Here is a 2,532-nt window from a genome sequence, read left to right on the forward strand (position 1 = left end):
GGCCTGGGCCAGCTGATGGGCTACAACCTGAACAGCAAGAAGGCCAAGCAGGAATTCCTCGAAGGCCTGTTCGGTCCGGCCATGGCGGGCTTCATCGAGCGCGGCATCACCGGGCTGCCTGGCGCACCGCTGGACGTGTCGGGGCGCCTGGGCATGGGCAACCTCATCCCCGGTACCGGCTTGTTCACACAGAAGACGAACCACACGCAGGACCTGCTTGAAATCGCGGGCCCGGCGGGCGACTTCGCCGGCCGGATCTTCACGGGCGCGAGCGACGTCCTGAGCGGCGACTTTGGCAAGGGCGTGTTGGGTGTCGCGCCCAAGGCCGTGCAGAACGCCGCGAAGGGCATCGACATGGCAGTCACCGGCATGTACCGCGATGCCAAGGGCTACAAGGTGCTGGAGACGAGCCAGCTCGAGGCAGCGCTGAAGGCGATCGGCTTCCAGCCAGCCAGCGTCTCCAAGATTCAGGAGTCCAACGCGGCCGCCCAGCAGGCGAAGGACTTCTACAGCCTGAAGGCGCAGGAGATCCGGGCTCAGTGGGCGCGCGGCATCTTCGAGCAGGACCAGGGAATGGTGGCCGACGCGCGCGCGGCGATCGCGGACTGGAACCGGAAGAACCCGGACCAGCCTATGCGCATCGACATGCCMTCCGTGCTCCGCCGGGTCAAGGAAATGCGMAAGCCCAAGGAYGAGCGCATCGCGGACACCGCTCCCAAGGCCATGCGGGCGCAGATGCGGCAGGAGATGRCGAGGGCTCGCGCGGAGTTGTAGGCCCCCTCTAGGGTTCGACGGGGTAGCGACTGGTCGGCAGCATGCCGAGCAAACCGGGAGCTACCCCATGTCGACTGTCTTCCTCAAGATCACGGAGCGCTGAGAGCCATGGACGCGCACACCCAAATCAAAGCGCCGATCGTCAAGAGCACGACCGCCATCGTCGCCGCAGTCGGCGCCAACACAGAGGCCGCCGGCCATGCCGCCTCGTCCGTTGTCCATGCGCTCGCACCAACCACCGACCCGCTGTGGTACTGGTTCCTCGTCAGCCTGCCGTGGGACAAAATCGCCTCCTTCGTGGCCGCGGTCTACACCATGATGCTGGCCAGCGAATGGCTCTTCAAGCGAGTGTGGCGCGCATGGCTGCGCCCGCTGGCCGTGCGCCGCGGCTGGGTCCAAGGCGAGCCGACCTACACGCGCAGCGAGTGGGCTGCGCTCGCCAAGGACGACTGACATGCGCCGCGCCCGCATCGCCGTCACCGCCCTGGCGGTTTCGGCCGCCGGCTTCGCCACCTGGCAGAACTCGGAGGGCTTCACCGCCTCGCCCGTGATCCCGACCCAGGGCGACGTGCCCACGATCGGGCACGGCTCCACCAAGTACGAGAACGGCCAGCCCGTGAAGATGACTGACCCGCCCATCACCCGGGCGCGCGCCGCGGTGCTGGCCCGCAACCTCATGAGCCAGGACGAGAAGCGCTTTCAGGACAGCCTGCCGGGCGCCGAGCTCTACCCGGAGGAATTCGACCTGTACATGGACTTCATCGGCCAGTACGGCATCACCAACTGGCGCAGCTCGAGCATGCGCCGCGAGATCCTGGCCGGCGACTACGTCGCCGCGTGTCGCGCGCTGCTGATGTGGAAGAGGGCGGCCGGCTACGACTGCTCGACGCCCGGCAACAAACGATGCTGGGGCGTGTGGACGCGCCAGCTCGAGCGCCACAGGAAATGCATGGAGGCCCAATGACCACCGAAACCTTCGGTCGCCTCATCCCCTGTTGGGTGCCTGTCGCCGTGATCGGATTCCTRTGCGTCGTGATTCTTGGGCAGCGCGTCCAGGTCAGCAACGCGAAGGCGAGGGTGTCGCGCACCGAGGCCGAGTTCTTGCAATGGAAGCTGACGGCCGCCGAGAACCGCGTCCTGGCCGACCGAGCGCAGCGTGTCGAAGAGCGGCGCAGCGAAGACAACACCCGAAAGGCAATCGATGAAGCCAAGAATCGAACCGACCTGGCGCGCGCTGATGCTGTGCGCGTTGCTGGCATGCATGACCGGGTGCGCAAGCAACTCGACGCCTATATCGCTGCAGTCCGTCGAGCCAGCGAGGATCCCGCCTCTTCCCCCGGAAGCCAGACAGCCGAAACCGCCCTCGATCTGTTTGCCAACCTGCTCAGCGGGAGTGGCAAGGATGCAGCAGAGCTGGCTAAGTTCGCTGACGCCGCCCACAGTGCCGGCCTCACCTGCGAGCGGATCGCAGGCGGACTACAGCCTACCGCCGGGAAGTAGGCTTCCGAAGCCCTGACCCTCGAAGCGGTGCGTGCCCAGGAGCGTTCCGCTGCGCTGAGATGAAACGTCCCTCTTCAAGCAGGTGTGACCTGCACTTCGTAGCCGATTTGTTGGAGCCGTCGGATGAGGCGGTTGGCAGTCTTGTGGGCGTCGGCGCGGTCGAAGTGGGCGGCGCCCAGGTCATGCCATTCGGTGCCGTCGCGCAGCATGTGCCAGGCGGCAGTGAGCATGGAGGCGGCCACGCCGATGATGGCCTTC

At 66.5% G+C, this 2,532-nt stretch carries 4 protein-coding genes and 1 pseudogene; 4 read left to right on the plus strand and 1 reads right to left on the minus strand.

What is annotated here, in order from left to right; translation table 11 throughout:
- From AC1DY5_RS51050 to AC1DY5_RS51065, 4 genes are all read left to right on the plus strand, one after another.
- Positions 1 to 774: PLxRFG domain-containing protein (locus AC1DY5_RS51050; protein ID WP_478121919.1), on the plus strand; the 774-nt coding region annotated here is incomplete at its 5' end.
- 108 nt (positions 775 to 882) lie between these two features.
- Positions 883 to 1,227, plus strand: a complete 345-nt coding sequence (locus AC1DY5_RS51055) for a hypothetical protein (protein ID WP_478121920.1) — start codon at positions 883 to 885, stop codon at positions 1,225 to 1,227.
- A 1-nt stretch (position 1,228) separates the two neighbouring features.
- Positions 1,229 to 1,738 (plus strand): glycoside hydrolase family protein, encoded by a 510-nt coding sequence (locus AC1DY5_RS51060; RefSeq protein ID WP_478121921.1) that lies wholly within the window; start codon positions 1,229 to 1,231, stop codon positions 1,736 to 1,738.
- Positions 1,735 to 2,274 carry a DUF2514 family protein gene (locus AC1DY5_RS51065; protein ID WP_478121922.1) on the plus strand — a complete coding sequence of 180 codons (540 nt, stop codon included), beginning with the start codon at positions 1,735 to 1,737 and terminating at the stop codon, positions 2,272 to 2,274. The genes AC1DY5_RS51060 and AC1DY5_RS51065 overlap by 4 nt, the downstream gene beginning before the upstream one ends.
- A gap of 74 nt (positions 2,275 to 2,348) precedes the next feature.
- Here the strand turns inward: AC1DY5_RS51065 and AC1DY5_RS51070 are convergent.
- Positions 2,349 to 2,532 (minus strand): annotated as a pseudogene (locus tag AC1DY5_RS51070) (IS110 family transposase); the annotation flags it as partial.

The sequence above is a fragment of the Variovorax sp. P4_D9 genome, from assembly GCF_056401695.1.

Excerpts from the sequence above, each read along its gene's own strand:
- AC1DY5_RS51060 (WP_478121921.1), top strand. The coding sequence starts at position 1,229 with ATGCGCCGCGCCCGCATCGCCGTCACCGCCCTGGCGGTTTCGGCCGCC.
- AC1DY5_RS51055 (WP_478121920.1), top strand. The coding sequence starts at position 883 with ATGGACGCGCACACCCAAATCAAAGCGCCGATCGTCAAGAGCACGACC.